General features: G+C 60.9%; 11 protein-coding genes. 6 read left to right on the top strand and 5 right to left on the bottom strand.

All coding sequences use genetic code 11. From position 1 onward, the window contains the following. The first annotated feature begins 4 nt into the window (after positions 1–4). Genes AC30D9_RS21735 through AC30D9_RS21720 form a run of 4 tightly spaced genes read left to right on the top strand, consistent with a single transcriptional unit; the run spans position 5 to position 3,302 of the window. Positions 5–841 (top strand): ABC transporter permease, encoded by an 837-nt coding sequence (locus AC30D9_RS21735; RefSeq protein ID WP_167659393.1) that lies wholly within the window; start codon positions 5–7, stop codon positions 839–841. Continuing rightward, positions 828–1,628, top strand: a complete 801-nt coding sequence (locus tag AC30D9_RS21730; RefSeq protein WP_134925368.1) for an ABC transporter permease — start codon at positions 828–830, stop codon at positions 1,626–1,628. The genes AC30D9_RS21735 and AC30D9_RS21730 overlap by 14 nt, the downstream gene beginning before the upstream one ends. Next, complete coding sequence (locus AC30D9_RS21725; protein ID WP_109754512.1) at positions 1,625–2,614, top strand: ABC transporter ATP-binding protein; 990 nt, start codon at positions 1,625–1,627, stop codon at positions 2,612–2,614. The genes AC30D9_RS21730 and AC30D9_RS21725 overlap by 4 nt, the downstream gene beginning before the upstream one ends. 34 nt (positions 2,615–2,648) lie before the next feature. Further along, positions 2,649–3,302, top strand: a complete 654-nt coding sequence (locus AC30D9_RS21720; RefSeq protein WP_109754513.1) for an HAD family hydrolase — start codon at positions 2,649–2,651, stop codon at positions 3,300–3,302. Between the two features lie 103 nt (positions 3,303–3,405). Here the strand turns inward: AC30D9_RS21720 and AC30D9_RS21715 are convergent, their stop codons facing one another. The 3 genes from AC30D9_RS21715 to AC30D9_RS21705 all read right to left on the bottom strand — a co-directional run bounded on the left by AC30D9_RS21715 (position 3,406) and on the right by AC30D9_RS21705 (position 6,352). Next, entirely contained in the window at positions 3,406–4,194 is a 789-nt protein-coding gene (locus AC30D9_RS21715; protein ID WP_134925369.1) for a DUF2182 domain-containing protein, read from the bottom strand. A gap of 2 nt (positions 4,195–4,196) precedes the next feature. Continuing rightward, complete coding sequence (locus AC30D9_RS21710; protein ID WP_134925370.1) at positions 4,197–4,832, bottom strand: DUF1326 domain-containing protein; 636 nt, start codon at positions 4,830–4,832, stop codon at positions 4,197–4,199. A 557-nt stretch (positions 4,833–5,389) separates the two neighbouring features. Continuing rightward, the gene (locus AC30D9_RS21705) at positions 5,390–6,352 is read right to left on the bottom strand and encodes a zinc-binding dehydrogenase (RefSeq protein ID WP_307574108.1); all 963 of its coding nucleotides are present in this window, start codon (positions 6,350–6,352) and stop codon (positions 5,390–5,392) included. 139 nt (positions 6,353–6,491) lie between these two features. Here AC30D9_RS21705 and AC30D9_RS21700 point away from each other — a divergent pair, with 139 nt between their 5' ends. Continuing rightward, positions 6,492–8,570 carry a carboxy terminal-processing peptidase gene (locus AC30D9_RS21700; RefSeq protein ID WP_307574242.1) on the top strand — a complete coding sequence of 693 codons (2,079 nt, stop codon included), beginning with the start codon at positions 6,492–6,494 and terminating at the stop codon, positions 8,568–8,570. Positions 8,571–8,688: 118 nt separating this feature from the next. Further along, the gene (locus tag AC30D9_RS21695) at positions 8,689–10,476 is read left to right on the top strand and encodes a bifunctional diguanylate cyclase/phosphodiesterase (protein WP_490144822.1); all 1,788 of its coding nucleotides are present in this window, start codon (positions 8,689–8,691) and stop codon (positions 10,474–10,476) included. Positions 10,477–10,579: 103 nt separating this feature from the next. Here AC30D9_RS21695 and AC30D9_RS21690 read toward each other — a convergent pair whose 3' ends face one another. Together AC30D9_RS21690 and AC30D9_RS21685 are read right to left on the bottom strand one after the other, a co-directional pair. Beyond that, a complete protein-coding gene (locus tag AC30D9_RS21690) occupies positions 10,580–10,996 on the bottom strand; it encodes a hypothetical protein (protein ID WP_490144821.1) in 417 nt (138 codons plus the stop codon). Next, a partial coding sequence (locus AC30D9_RS21685; RefSeq protein WP_490144820.1) for an RHS repeat-associated core domain-containing protein occupies positions 10,996–13,645 on the bottom strand: 2,650 nt, incomplete at its 5' end. The genes AC30D9_RS21690 and AC30D9_RS21685, both read right to left, overlap by 1 nt.

Here is a 13,645-nt window from a genome sequence, read left to right as displayed (position 1 = left end):
CGCCATGACGCGCGGCAAATGGCTGGCAGCGTTGTGCCTGGTGCCCTTCGCGATATTCTTCATCGTGTTCCAGATCGCCCCGCTGCTCTGGGTGCTGGTCAACAGCCTGGAATCGGAAGAGTTCGGCTGGGGCCTGGCCAACTTCAGCAAGATCTTCAGTTCCAAGTTCTACCTGCAAGCGATCCAGCACAGCCTGGAGATCAGCTTCTGGTCCAGCGTGTTCGGCATCATCATCGCGGTGCTCGGCAGCTACTCCCTGCGCCGGGTGGATTCGCGGCTGCGCAACTTCGTCAACGCCTTCGCCAACATGACCAGCAACTTCGCCGGCGTGCCCCTGGCCTTCGCCTTCATCATCTTGCTGGGCTTCAACGGCAGCATCACGATCATGCTCAAGCAGGCGGGGATCATCGAGGATTTCAACCTGTACTCGAAAACCGGGCTGATCATTCTCTACACCTACTTCCAGATCCCCCTGGGCGTGCTGTTGCTCTATCCGGCCTTCGACGCATTGCGCGAAGACTGGCGCGAATCCGCCGAACTGCTGGGTGCCAGCGGCTGGCAATTCTGGCGGCACATCGGTTTGCCGGTGCTGACCCCGGCGCTGCTGGGCACGTTCGTGATCCTGCTGGCCAACGCCCTCGGCGCCTATGCCACGGTCTATGCGCTGACCACGGGTAACTTCAACGTCTTGCCGATTCGCATCGCCGCCATGGTCTCCGGTGACATCTCCCTCGACCCGAACCTGGCCAGTGCCCTGGCCGTGGTGCTGGTGGCGCTGATGACCCTGGTGACCATCGTCCATCAGTTGCTGCTCAAGAGGAGCTACCATGTCTCGCGCTGAATCGAGCCCCGTCGGGCTCTATCATCGGCTGGTGGTGTATCTGCTGTTCGCCATCCTGCTGCTGCCCCTGGCCGGCACGCTGGTCTACTCCATCGCCAGCAGTTGGTCGGCCACCGTGCTGCCCAGCGGCTTTACCTTCAAATGGTATGTGCAGTTGTGGAGCGATCCGCGCTTTCTTCACGCCTTCGGTCAATCGCTGATCGTCTGCGTCGGCGCGCTGGTCCTTTCCGTGGTGTTGATCCTGCCGCTGCTGTTCGTGGTGCATTACCACTTCCCCAAACTCGACGCGCTGATGAACATCCTCATCCTGCTGCCCTTCGCGGTGCCGCCGGTGGTGTCGTCGGTGGGGCTGCTGCAACTCTATGGCTCCGGGCCATTGGCGATGGTGGGCACGCCGTGGATCCTGATCGGCTGCTACTTCACCGTCGCCCTGCCGTTCATGTACCGAGCGATCACCAACAACCTGCAAGCGATCAACCTGCGCGACCTGATGGACGCCGCCCAACTGCTTGGCGCCAGCACCTTCCAGGCGGCATTCCTGGTGGTGTTGCCCAACCTGCGCAAGGGCCTGATGGTGGCGTTGCTGCTGTCCTTCTCGTTCCTGTTCGGTGAGTTCGTGTTTGCCAACATCCTCGTCGGCACCCGCTATGAAACCCTGCAGGTGTACCTGAACAACATGCGCAATAGCAGCGGCCACTTCACCAGTGCCCTGGTGATTTCCTACTTCTTCTTCGTACTGGTCCTGACCTGGGCGGCCAACATCTTGAACAAGGACAAAAGCCAATGAGCTACGTCAGCGTCCAACACCTGCAAAAAAGCTACGCCGGCACCCCGGTGTTCAGCGACATCAACTGCGAAATCGGCAAGGGCGAATTCGTCACCCTCCTCGGCCCTTCCGGTTGCGGCAAGTCCACGCTGTTGCGCTGCATTGCCGGCCTGACTGCGGTGGATGCCGGCCAGATCATCCTGGACGGGCAAGACATCGTTCCATTGAGCCCGCAGAAACGCGGGATCGGCATGGTCTTCCAGAGCTATGCCTTGTTCCCCAACATGACGGTGGAGCAGAACGTCGCCTTCGGCCTGCGCATGCAAAAGGTCGATGCCTCGGACAGCCACAAGCGTGTGCTGGAGATCCTGCGCCTGGTGGAGCTGCATGATTTTGCCGCCCGCTATCCCCATCAACTCTCCGGCGGCCAATGCCAGCGCGTCGCCCTGGCCCGCTCCCTGGTCACCCGCCCGCGCCTGTTGCTGCTGGACGAGCCGCTGTCGGCCCTGGATGCGCGGATTCGCAAACACCTGCGCGAACAGATCCGACAGATCCAGCGCGAGTTGGGCCTGACCACGATCTTCGTCACACACGACCAGGAAGAAGCCCTGACCATGTCTGACCGGATTTTCCTGATGAACCAGGGAAAGATCGTACAAAGCGGCGATGCCGAAACCCTTTACACTGCGCCAGTGGATGTCTTTGCCGCCGGCTTCATCGGCAACTACAACCTGCTGGACGCCGACAGCGCCAGCCGGTTGCTGCAGCGCCCGGTGAACAGTCGGATCGCCATCCGCCCGGAAGCCATCGAGCTGAGCCGCGACGGCCAGGCCGATGCGCTGATCCGCAGCCACAGCCTGCTGGGCAACGTGATTCGCTACCGAGTCGAGGCCCGTGGCGTGGAGTTGGTAGTGGATGTGCTCAATCGCTCGGCCGCCGACCTGCACCCCGATGGCGCACGCCTGTCACTTTCCATCGATCCGTCAGCGTTGTGTGAGGTAGCCTGATGGCTTCGTTGATTTTGAAGAGAGAAACATTCTGATGGCCCTGGCAATTTTTGATCTGGACGAAACCCTGATCCACGGCGACTGCGCCACCCTCTGGAGCGAACAGATGGGACGCCTGGGATGGGTCGATCCCGAGTCGTTCATGCAGCGCAACAACGCGCTGATGGACGCCTACAGCCACGGCAAGCTGAGCATGGAAGAGTACATGGACTTCAGCCTGGAACCGATGATCGGCCGTACCCCGGAGGAAATCGAGCACCTGGTAGAGCCTTGGGTGGAAGACTTCATCGAACCGATCATCTTCAGCGACGCCACCAAGACCATCGCCGAACACCGCAAGGCCGGCGACCGGATCCTGGTGATCTCGGCCTCGGGCACGCATCTGGTCAAGCCGATTGCCGAACGCCTGGGCATCGACGAAATCCTGGCGATCAACCTTGAAGTGACCCATGGGGTGTACAGCGGCAAGACCGTCGGCACCCTGACCTACCGCGAAGGCAAGATCGCGCGGCTGCTGGATTGGCTGGATGCCGAGGAAGAGAACCTGGAAGGCGCGAGTTTCTATTCCGACTCACGCAATGACCTGCCGCTGTTGCAACGGGTGGACTTCCCCCACGTGGTAAACCCGGACCCGGTGTTGAAGGCGCATGCCGAACTGGCCGGGTGGCCAATCCATACGTGGAAATAAGACCCGCTCCTGTGGGAGCGAGCCTGCTCGCGATGGCGGTGGATCAACCGGCATTGATTTAGCTGACACACCGCCATCGCGAGCAGGTTCGCTCCCCACAGGTTCAGCCCAGCAGCAGCCACAGGCTCCAGCCGAGCAACAACAAGCCGCAGACACGACTGAGCCAGAGTCCCTGCGGCAGGTTTTTCTCCAGCAGGATGAAGACACCGATCACGGCCACCCAGAGCAGGTTCATCACGCCGACCACGAACAACAGGCCCATCAGCGCCCAGCAACAGCCCAGGCAGTAAGCGCCATGGGCCAGGCCCATGCGCCAGCCGCCGAGCACATCGGGGCGCCAGTAGCTGAGCAGAAAATGTAGCGGCCCGCGACAATGCTCAAGGCAGACGGCCTTGCTCGGCAGCCACTGATAGACGCCTGCGACCAGCAGCAGGCCGGCGCCCACCGCGGTACTGCTGACACGCATCCCCGGACTGAGCAGGGATAGCTGCTCAAGCGCCCATTGCAGCGCCGTGGCGCCCAGGGCGAAGCCAGCCCAGACCAGGCCGTAGGCGCTGCAGAACAGCAGCAGGGCCAGGTGTCGCTGCGGTGCCGGCATGCGCTTGCGCAGCATCTGCTGGTAGATCAGCAGCATGGGCAGGGCACTGGGCAGCATCATGCCGATCATCATCACCAACCACATGGCGAACATCAGCAGCGCATCGGTCAGGCTCCAGGGCATGAGCATGCCGGCCATTGCCGCATCGGCCATGCCGCCCGGCGCACTCATGTCACGGGCCATGTGCAGCAGCACCAGCCAGGCCAGGGCGGTCAGCCCAAGCAGGCAGAACAGAAACAGCCACTGCTCGCCTGTCAGTCGCCTGCTCTGGGCTGCCACCTGAGGGGCTGCCATCTTTACGGCTCTATGCCATGGCCGGTGAAGTGCACGTGGGCGAGGTGGCTATGACTGTCCTGGGATTGCAGCTTGAGGGCTGAATGGGTCTGGTAGCTGCCGCTGGCGACTTCAGCCTCAAGGAACTCGAAGCCGTTGGGCAGGGACAGGCGCACTCGATGGGGGGAGCCATCGATCGGACTGCGGATCGGCTCGCCGCTGGCCTGCAACACGCCTGGAATGTCCAGGTGTGCCAAGCGCTGGTCGACATCGATGGACAGGGTGATGGGCACGAACAGTGGTTCGAACACTTCAGTCATGGTGCTGCTGAACACCTGAAACACGTTGGCCCCGGGGTCGCTCTCCAGGCCCGAGAGGATGGTCAGCAGGGCCTGGCGTTGCGCCTCGTCGGCACGTTCATCGATGAACACCTGACAACTGCCGTTACCCTCATGGATGGCGCCCGGCCAAGCGAAAGTGGCGGCCCAGCACAAGCCTCCCAGTGCCACCTGATTGAAATACCCGTGTTCCACTCGCATCGACGCCACCGCCTGGCAGTGGCCATGGGTCGGTGGCGCATCGAATTGACAGGGGCAGCCCCAATTGCAGTTGCAGGCAATGAATTCGACGCCCTGCATGCGCCATTCGGCGATGGCCATGATCAACCTCTTCACCTGGCGGGTGAAATGCAAGCTGCGGTTACCCCCATCCCTCCATTTATTAACGCTAGCAGGGCGCGCGCATCGGATACCGGCTGCCGACCAAAGGTCGGCCTGCCCGTGGTCGCCGGTCAAAGGTGAACATTCGGGGTGAACACCGGCTCTGCGAACACCCGAAGATTCATGTGGGAACAAAGCTTGCCCGCGATGGCGGTCGGCCATTCAACATCACTGCAAGCTGATCCACCGCTTTCGCGAGCAAGCCCGCTCCCACAGGAGATTTGGGGTGAACACCGGCTCTGCGAACACCCGAAGATTCATGTTGGAGCAAGGCTTGCCCGCGATGGCGGCTGCACATTCAACATCACTGCAAGCTGATCCACTGCTTTCGCGAGCAAGCCCGCTCCCACAGGGGATTTGGGGTGAATACCGGCTCTGCGAACACCCGAAGCACCATGTGGGAGCGGGCTTGCTCGCGAAGGCGTCAGCACATCCAACCTCAATGCAAACTGACCCACCGCTATCGCGAGCAAGCTTTGCTCCCACAGCTCCGAGAGTCAGCTCAGGCTCTCATCGATCACCAGTACCACCTTCCCAGACACCTTGTTGGTCGCCAGCTCCGCGAACGCCGCTTCAGCATCCTTGATCGCGAAGGTCTTGGCCAGTTGCGGGCTCAGGCGTTTGTCGGCAAACAACGGCCACACCTGTTGCCCCAGCTCGCTGATCAGGTTGGCCTTGAACTGCTCGTCACGGCTGCGCAAGGTCGAGCCGAGCAATTGGATGCGTTTGCCCAGCACCTGCGCCAGGTCGAGTTCGGTCGAACGTCCGCCCATCAGGCCGATCAATACCCAGCGCCCGTCAACTGACAAAAGTTTCACGTTGAGCTGGGCGTAGTTGGCGCCCACCGGATCGAGGATCACGTCGAAGGGACCGAGGTCGTTCAAACTCTCCAGGCCATCGGTGCGCACCACGCCGCCCTGGGCCCCCAGCGCTTCGCAATAACTCAGGCGATCAGTCGAACCGACACTGACCCAGCACGGGTTGCCGAACGCCTTGCACAGCTGGATCGCGGCCGAACCTACGCCGCTGGCCCCGGCGTGCAGCAGCACTTTTTCACCCGGCTTGAGCCCGGCCAGCTGGAACAGATTCAGCCACGCGGTGCCGTAGACCTCAGGCAGCGCGGCCGCTTCAGCCAATGACAGGCCCTCGGGCACCGGCAACACATGCCGGCCATCGACCACCACTTCCTCGGCCATCCCACCGCCAGCGAGCAAGGCGCAAACGCGGTCGCCCACCTGCCAGGACGAACCCGGCCCGACCTCGCTGATCACCCCGGAACATTCCAGCCCCAGCACCTGGCTGGCACCGGGTGGCGGCGGATAAAGCCCGGCTTTTTGCAACAAATCGGCCCGATTCAGGCCGGCGGCCGCCACACGAATGCGAACTTGCCCGACATCACACGCCGGACTTGGCTCATCTGCCCATACCACTTGGCCTTCAACGCCTTGCAATGCTTTCACGGTGCCTCCATAGTGAGTCTCGACTGGGCCCGCTGCTTCAACGCCGGGCTTTCTTGCATTATGCGCCCGGGCCACATGGAACCGGCGACTTCAAAGACGGCCTAATATGCGTTATCAATTGTCCCTGCGTCGAATCAGCATGAAGCACCTGTTCCCCAGCACCGCCCTCGCGCTTGTCATTGGCCTTGGCCTGTTGCCGCTGTCGAGCGATACGTTCGCAGCCAACAGCTGGGACAAGCTTCAGCCCGATCGGGACGAGGTGATTGCCAGCCTTAACGTCGTTGAGTTGCTCAAGCGCCATCACTACAGCAAGCCGCCGCTCGATGACGCGCGTTCGGTCATTATCTATGACAGCTACCTGAAGCTGCTCGATCCATCGCGCAGTTACTTCCTGGCCAGCGACATCGCTGAATTCGACAAGTGGAAAACCCAGTTCGACGACTTCCTCAAGAGCGGCGACCTCAACGCCGGGTTCACCATCTACAAGCGCTACCTGGACCGCGTGAAGGCGCGTCTGGACTACGCCATTGCCGAGCTGAACAAAGGCGTCGACAAAATCGACTTCAATACCAAGGAAACCTTGCTGGTCGACCGCAAGGACGCCCCCTGGCTCAAAAGCACCGCCGAACTCGATGACCTGTGGCGCAAACGCGTCAAGGACGAGGTGCTGCGCATGAAGATCGCCGGCAAGGATCCCAAGCAGATCCAGGAAACCCTGACCAAGCGCTACAAGAACCAATTGGCGCGCCTGGACCAGACCCGCGCCGAAGACATCTTCCAGGCGTACATCAACACGTTCGCCATGTCCTACGACCCGCACACCAACTATCTGTCGCCGGATAACGCGGAAAACTTCGACATCAACATGAGCCTGTCCCTGGAAGGCATCGGCGCGGTGCTGCAGAGCGACAACGATCAAGTGAAGATCGTGCGCCTGGTCCCGGCGGGCCCTGCCGACAAGACCAAGCAGGTCAGCCCGGCGGACAAGATCATCGGCGTCGCCCAAGGCAACAAGGAGATGGTCGATGTGGTCGGCTGGCGCCTGGACGAAGTGGTCAAGCTGATCCGTGGCCCGAAAGGCTCGGTGGTGCGCCTGGAAGTCATCCCGGCCAGCAATGCGCCGAACGACCAGACCAGCAAGATCGTGTCCATCACCCGTGAAGCGGTGAAGCTGGAAGAACAGGCGGCGAAGAAATCGGTCCTCAACCTCAAGCAGGACGGCAAGGACTACAAGCTCGGCATCATCGAGATCCCGGCCTTCTACCTGGACTTCAAGGCCTTCCGCGCTGGCGATCCGGACTACAAGAGCACCACCCGTGACGTCAAGAAACTGCTGACCGAACTGCAGAAGGAAAAGGTCGACGGCGTGGTCATCGACTTGCGCAACAACGGCGGCGGCTCCCTGCAGGAAGCCACCGAGCTGACCAGCCTGTTCATCGACAAAGGCCCGACCGTGCTCGTGCGTAACGCCGATGGCCGGGTGGATGTGCTGGAAGACGAAAACCCGGGCGCGTTCTACAAAGGGCCGATGGCCTTGCTGGTCAATCGCCTCTCGGCTTCGGCCTCGGAGATTTTCGCCGGCGCCATGCAGGACTACCACCGTGCGTTGATCATCGGCGGCCAGACCTTCGGCAAAGGCACCGTGCAGACCATCCAGCCGCTCAACCATGGCGAGCTGAAATTGACCCTGGCGAAGTTCTACCGGGTTTCCGGCCAGAGCACCCAGCACCAGGGCGTGCTGCCTGATATCGATTACCCGTCGATCATCGACACCAAGGAAATCGGTGAAAGCGCCCTGCCCGAAGCCATGCCGTGGGACACCATCCGGCCGGCGATCAAGCCTGCCGTGGACCCGTTCAAACCGTTCCTGGCCCAACTCAAGTCCGATCATGACGCGCGTTCGTCCCAGGACGCGGAATTCGTGTTCATCCGCGACAAGCTGGCCCTGGCGCAGAAATTGATGATGGAGAAAACCGTCAGCCTCAACGAGGCCGACCGCCGCGCGCAGCATGCCGACATCGAGGCCAAGCAACTGGCGATGGAAAACCTGCGTCGCAAGGCCAAGGGCGAAGAACCGCTCAAAGAGCTGAAGAAAGAGGACGAAGACCTGATCACCGAGCCGGAGAAAACCAAGCCGGAAGACGATGCCTACCTGAGCGAGACCGGGCGGATCCTGCTGGATTACCTGAAACTCAACACGGCGATCGCCAAGCACTAGGATGATGGCCATTTAATGGTGGCGCTCGTCGGAGTGTCATCAAACTGACATCAGTCTGTCGTGAAATACAGGACTGGGCGCCGCGCACCCAGTCCTTTTTTTATCGCCAGAGATTGCCATGACCACGACAGAACAGCTGAGTGCCTTGAGTTCGATCCTGGCTCAAAGCGGTCTACACAGTCTGTTCCAACCGATCATCTGCCTTTCCGAACGGCGCATCGTGGGTTATGAAGCCTTGACCCGCGGCCCCTCCAACAGCCCGTTGCACTCCCCCATCGCGCTGCTCTCGGTGGCGCGCCAGGCCGGTCGCCTCAGCGAACTGGAACTGGCCTGCCGCCGCAGCGCTTGCCAACGTTTCAATGAACAAAAGCTGCCGGGCAAGCTGTTCCTCAATGTTTCGCCCGAGTCCCTGCTGGAGTCCGCGCACCAGACCGGGCGTACGCTGCAACTGCTGCAGGACTTTGGCATTGCGCCCAACCAGGTTGTGATCGAACTGACCGAACAAACCCCCATCGATGACTTCCAACTCCTGCAAACCGCCTTGCACCACTACCGGGCCATGGGCTTCTCGATTGCCCTGGACGATCTTGGCGCCGGTTATTCGAGCCTGCGGCTATGGTCTGAATTGCGGCCCGATTATGTGAAGATCGACCGGCATTTCATCGACGGCATCCATCAGGACGCGCTCAAGCGCGAGTTCGTGGGCTCGATCCTGAAAATCGCCCGGGCCTCCCGTGCCCAGGTGATCGCCGAGGGCATAGAACTGCCGGAAGAACTGGCGGTGCTGATCGAAATGGGCGTCGACCTGGTCCAGGGATATCTGCTGGCCCGCCCCCAGGAACACCCCTCGCGCGATGCCAGGGCGCTGATGCCCAAGCAGGACAGCGGTGTGGCGTCGCTGAACGATGAGCTCAACGACCTCAGCGCGCTACTCAACGAACAGCCGGCAGTGGCCCATAACACGCCGACAGCCACCGTGCTGGAGGCATTCCGTCGCCAGGCCAACCTCAACTCCCTGGCGGTGCTGGACAATCAGAACCAGCCCTGCGGCATCGTCCATCGCCATTCACTCTCGGACGCCTTGCTCAAGCCCTTCGCCACCGACCTGTTCGCCCGCAAACCCATCAGCCGGCTGATGAGCGATGACTTCCTGGCGGTGGAGTTGAACCAGTCGCTGCAACAAGTCAGCCGCCTGATCACCAGCCGCGCCCGACAACGCATCGAAGAAGATTTCATCATCACCCTCAACGGCGGCTATCTGGGCTTGGGCCGGGTGATCGACGTGCTCAAGCTCATCACCGAGCTGAAAATCCAACAAGCTCGCTACGCCAACCCACTGACCCTGCTGCCGGGCAACGTCCCGATCCAGCAATGCCTCACGCGGCTGCTGCAACAACGGCAGGAATCGGTGATCTGCTACGTGGACATCGACAGCTTCAAACCCTTCAACGACATCTACGGCTACGGCCGTGGCGACGAAGTCCTGCTGTGCCTGGCCCAATGCCTCAACGAACGCATCGACCCCAGCCGCGACTTCGTCGGCCACATCGGCGGCGACGACTTCCTGCTGGTCCTCGGCCCGGAAGACTGGCGCAAGCGCCTGGACCAACTACTCAGCGACTTCCAGACCCACTGCCGCCGCTTCTACCGCCCCGAGCATCTGGACGCGGGATGCTTTACGGCGTTGAATCGACAGGGTATTCGGCAGGAGTTCGCGTTGTTGTCGCTGTCGATTGGGGTCGTGCATCTGCGTTCCGAGGCCTGCGGGGAGTTGGATGCCAGCCTGTTGGCGGAACTGGCCTCGCAGGCCAAGCACCATGCCAAGGGCATTTTGGGGGGGAGTGTGTATTTGGTGGATGGGATGGCTGAGCGGGAGGTTGTGGTGGGGTTGGGGGTGTCGGTGTGAAGGAGTTAGCGAGGCCCCGTGGTGGGGGGGATTACTCTCCCACCGTAAAGGTTGTTCGGCGACACTGATTGAATAATAGAAACTCAATTAATCATCCTCAACCCTACCAAGTAGAAGGATCTTCAAGGGCCGCTTTCTTGAGATCTTCTTTCCAGGCTTCTTTTGCTAGAACATAAACACTCTGCAGAAACCCCTTAGGATTTTTTAAGTTATACCACTCCTCTCGTGGCCAGCTGCCCGCACAACCCTCATCTATTTCAAACAAACTTTGAAAATCGAAATCCCGACTATTGAGTTTATCCTCCAAAAACCTAACCAATAGATATTTATGCCTGTAGGATAAGCAGTCCAAATCCAGGCCATATTTAACGATCAGTTCTGATCTGTCGCGCTCATCATCAGGATTGTAGGCTCCCAGTATTTCCCCGAGTGTTTCTTCGCGGTCATACACATCAAATTGACCAATAAACCACATCAAATCAGGAACGAACTCCTCATTTATAAAAGGATCTTTCAGCATTATTTTTTCTCCATAGGAAATCCGGTATACGGCACGCCAGCCTTATCAAATTTAACTTCGAACCAATTTAAACCCTCATTCAACGTAGGATTTTGCTTATCCTTTTTATTGGGTTTATAGCCACGCCCTGCCCCCGGCAATTCCTGCCTGACAATTCTATCTTTTTTGTGGTCCCGCCCTGTAAATGTATCTAATCCAAGCCTCTCCCTAGTCATAGCTTTATTTAGCGCATTTAAATGTATTCGCCAGCTACTAAATTGGGAACTTAAGCTTCCATTAGCTCCCTTTGGAATTTCGCCCGTATGCGGATTCGCACCGTTAATGGACCGCTGTTTGAGCGCGGCGTCTGATATTTCCGGACTGTGCTTTTCAACGGTATGCATCCCGTATTTTTTCTCCATAGCAACAACCCGTCTCTTAGCACTTGCTTCCCCCAACTCATCAATCCGCGCCCGCCGTTGCTCCGCCGTCATCGGCAGCGCCGGCTCACCCTCATCCACCCCAACCTTAGCCGCCGGATCCTGATCCCCAACCGCCGGCCGACATCCGCCCTTCCCCGGGCAATCCACCAACCCCAACGGATCCACCCACCCCGTCGGGTTCAGGGTGTACCGATACCCATTGAGCCCACCCGCCAGTTTGCTCGGGTCGGGTGTGAGGTAGCGGCCGGTCTCGGGATTGTAGTAGCGGTGGCGGTTGTAGTGCAGGCCGCTTTCCGGGTCGAAGTATTGACCCTGGAAGCGCAGGGGTTGCTCCAGTTGTTCGCCGCCACCGTGCTTGAGTTCGGTGAGTTTGCCGTAGCCGTTGTAGCGCGCCGACCAGACGATCTGTCCGCTGTAACTGGTCAGTTCCTGGGGCGTGCCCAGGTGGTCGAGGTGGTAGTAGAACGGGCAGGCGTTCAGGCCTTCGCCGTCGAGCATCGCCAGCGGGCGGAAGGTGCCCGGTTCGTAGACGTAGCTGCGGTGGTGGCGCGGGCTGTTTTCGGCGACCAACTGATCGCCCTGCCAGAAAAACTCCGTGGTCAGGCCGTCCACGGTCTTGCTGATGCGTCGGCCGAAGGCGTCGTAGCGGTAGGACGTTTCGCGGCCGTCCGCCGTGGTGACGCCGATCAGGCGGTGCTGGCTGTCGTAGCGGTAGGCGCTGACCAGGGCCTGGCCACGGCGTTCGCGGATCAGGTTGCCGAAGGCGTCGTAGTCGTAGTGGCGGTCGCCTTCCTTGAGCAGGCGGTTGCCCTTGAGGGTGGTCGGGCCGGGGCGGTCCTGCATCATCAGGTTGCCGGCCGGGTCATGGCAGAAGTGTTCCGGCGGCTCGCTGTGGGAAAAGTCGATGCGGGTCAGGCGATCCAGCGGGTCGTACTGGTAGCAACGCCGGCTGCGGTTGTCGGAAAGGGTCTGCAGGTTGCCCCGGGGGCTGTAGGCGTAATCGCGCCAGAACAGTTGCTGCTGTTGGCTCTGCCACACGGTCTGGGCCTTGAGGCGGCCCTGTTCGTCGTACGCGTAGTCGCTGAGCAGCCGGCCCTGCTGGCGTTGCCGTTCGCGACCGCCGTCAAATCGGTGTTCGGTCAAGCGCGAACCGTTGAGGTCGATGGCGGTCAGCGCGCCACCGGGGGCATGGTGGTAGTCGAGCTGGCTGTCGTCCGGCAAGCGCAGGTGGTTGAGGCGCCCGCAGGCGTCGTAGCGATAACGCAGGGTGCCCCAGCCCTGGTGCTCGCCGTCCAGCCGGTCCTGGGCGTCGTACTCGAAGGCCAGCGGACGATCGCTGCCGTCGTTGACGTGGACCAACCGGCCCAGTTCGTCGTAGCGGTACTCGATGGCCTGGCCGTCGGGCAAGGTCTTGACCCGCAACCGCCCGGCCGCGTCACGCTGGTAGCGGGTGACCCACTGCGAACCGTCCTCGCCGTGTTCGGTTTTCTCCCGCAAGTGGCCGTTGAGGTCGTAAGCGTAGGTGGTGCGTTGGCCGTCGAAGCCGACTTGCTGTCGGATCAAGCCGTTGGGCGTGTAGTCCAACTGATATTTTTCGCCGGATTCGTTTTCGATCTCGGTCAGCAGCAGCCGCGCCGAGTCGTAGCGGTATTTCAGTTCGCTGCCATCGGGGTTCAGGCGACGGCTGACCAGGTGCAGGTCGTCGGCGTATTCGTAGCGAGTGAGGCGGCCCTGTTCATCGCGCTCGGCGGTGACCTTGCCGTAGGCGTTGTAGCTCCAGGTCCGGGTGGCGCCGCTGGGCAAGGTCACTTGCAGCAGTCGGCCGACGGCGTCCCATCGGTAGTGCGTGAGGGCGCCGTGTTCGTCCTTGCGGCTGAGCAAACGTCCCAGGGCGTCGTAGGAAAAACACCGACGCCCGCCATCGGGCAGGATCTCTTCGGTCAGTTGGCCCAGGCGACTCCAGGCGAACCGATGTTCGCCGCCGTCCGGGTCATACCTCGCCAGCAATTGCCCGTGGGCGTCGTAGGCATATTCCGTACGCCGGCCATCCGGATCGATGCTCACGATCACATCGCCTCGGGCATTGCGCCGGTAGGTCCACACGGCCTGGCCACGCGAACGGGTATGCAGGAAACCGTTGCGGTATTCGTAGGACGTTGGCGCCTCGTCTGGAGGAATCAGCGCCACCAGCCGTCCGACGTCGTCGTAGCGGTACTCGCAGACCGCC

It is taken from the genome of Pseudomonas sp. DF11, assembly GCF_058148565.1.
The sequence above is the reverse complement of the archived record's forward strand: the minus strand, read 5'-3'. Positions and strand labels throughout refer to the sequence as shown.